This is a genomic window from Pseudanabaena sp. BC1403, assembly GCF_002914585.1.
Classification (GTDB): domain Bacteria; phylum Cyanobacteriota; class Cyanobacteriia; order Pseudanabaenales; family Pseudanabaenaceae; genus Pseudanabaena.
This window is the reverse complement of sequence record NZ_PDDM01000072.1, coordinates 1-1,065: the sequence shown is the minus strand read 5'-3', so window position 1 is coordinate 1,065 and position 1,065 is coordinate 1. Positions and strand designations below refer to the sequence as shown.

Here is a 1,065-nt window from a genome sequence, read left to right as displayed (position 1 = left end):
TTACAGCAAATTGCGATCAAACCCGCCACAAAAGAAGCTACCTAAAAGGCTCAAAGCAGATGCCACAATGATGGAACCAATTAAGAGCATCTTCATCAGTAATAGCCTGAATAGACATAGTAATTGCCGCATCAAGAGTCTCGATTGTACGAGCTTTAGCTGAGCGAATAATTTCCTTTAACTTTGACCAACATAACTCAATCGGTGATAAATCAGGGGAATAAGGAGGTAGAAACTTGACCTTAGCACCAACAGATTCAATTAGAGTTTTCGCAATTTCCGCGTAATGTACTGGCAAATTGTCCATAGCAACAATCGCTCCAACCCATAATTGAGGTAATAATATTTTTTCAATGAAAACTAAGAAGCTTGCAGTGTTTAGACTGCCTGCGAAAGTCATCGCCGCTATCAACCCAGCATCACTCATCGCACCAATTAAAGTAATGTTTCTACCTTTGTTGCTTGGACGGTCGTCATATACTCTTGATCCCCCTTGACATCTGCCATAAAGCCTTGTCATCGCCAGATTTAGCCCTGTCTCATCAATGAATACAAGGTTTTTTACATCTATCGTATCAAGCCAACGTCGAAACTCATAGCGCAATTTTTGGACTCTCTCTGTGGCTTGTTCACTGGCTACTAAAGTTTTTTTTTGCGTCCTAAATCTAATCGCTTAAGGGTACGACTTAAACTCGATACACTTACCTGCATTCCTTTGGTGTCTTGAAGCGTTTCTTTTATCTCTCGCAGATATATATCATTTTGTTCTTTAATAATTGTCTTTAATAATTCTTCATTTTTACCTTTGATTTTGGATCGTCGATCTCCTCCTTGCGGTTTTGCTGCTATCTCATTTGTTTCTCGATACCGACGCAATAAATCTCGCACAAAAGATAAACTTACTTTAAATCGTTTAGCTAAATCTCTTTGAGTATTTTCTTTGTTTTCCCATGCACTTAATATCTTTTGTCGTAAATCAAGCGAATATGCTGCCATATTTTATTTCAATTTGGTGATGCTTCTAGTTTACTCTTCTTGTGGCGGGTTTGATCGGAATTTGCTGTA

2 protein-coding genes are annotated in these 1,065 nt (G+C 38.4%); both read right to left on the bottom strand.

Annotated features, from left to right (window positions below):
• Positions 1–37 precede the first annotated feature (37 nt).
• Complete coding sequence (locus tag CQ839_RS24610; protein WP_103670934.1) at positions 38–604, bottom strand: IS630 family transposase; 567 nt, start codon at positions 602–604, stop codon at positions 38–40.
• A gap of 35 nt (positions 605–639) precedes the next feature.
• Positions 640–996 (bottom strand): IS630 transposase-related protein, encoded by a 357-nt coding sequence (locus CQ839_RS24605; RefSeq protein ID WP_103670933.1) that lies wholly within the window; start codon positions 994–996, stop codon positions 640–642.
• Between the last annotated feature and the right edge of the window lie 69 nt (positions 997–1,065).